The sequence below is a fragment of the Desertibacillus haloalkaliphilus genome (assembly GCF_019039105.1).
Taxonomy (GTDB): domain Bacteria; phylum Bacillota; class Bacilli; order Bacillales; family KJ1-10-99; genus Desertibacillus; species Desertibacillus haloalkaliphilus.
The window spans coordinates 1-457 of sequence record NZ_JAHPIV010000097.1; the positions used below are offsets into that span (position 1 = coordinate 1).

A 457-nucleotide genomic window follows, 5' to 3' on the forward strand; every position below is an offset into this window, starting at 1 on the left:
TTGCGAACCAACGCTTAAAGGATGTAGTGACACATACTCCGTTACAAAAAAATGAAGTATTATCAGAGCGTTATCAATGTAACGTGTATTTAAAACGAGAAGACCTGCAAGTAGTTCGGTCATTTAAGATTAGAGGTGCGTTTCATCAAATTTCTAGTCTATCGAGAGAAGAGTTAAATAATGGTGTTGTTTGTGCAAGTGCAGGAAACCATGCTCAAGGAGTGGCTTACTCTTGTCGAACGCTGAAAATTAAAGGAAGAATTTTTATGCCGTCAACGACACCGCGTCAAAAAGTTGATCAAGTGAAATTTTTTGGTAAAGAATATGTTGACGTTGTGTTGTCTGGGGACACTTTTGATGACTCATTTAATGAAGCAATGGAATATTGTAATGAACATGAAATGGCATTTATCCACCCATTTGATCAAGAAAAGATTGTTGCTGGTCAAGGTACGGT

At 37.4% G+C, this 457-nt stretch carries 1 protein-coding gene; it reads left to right on the plus strand.

What is annotated here, in order from left to right:
- Positions 1-457: pyridoxal-phosphate dependent enzyme (locus KH400_RS21020; RefSeq protein ID WP_217227980.1), on the plus strand; the 457-nt coding region annotated here is incomplete at both ends.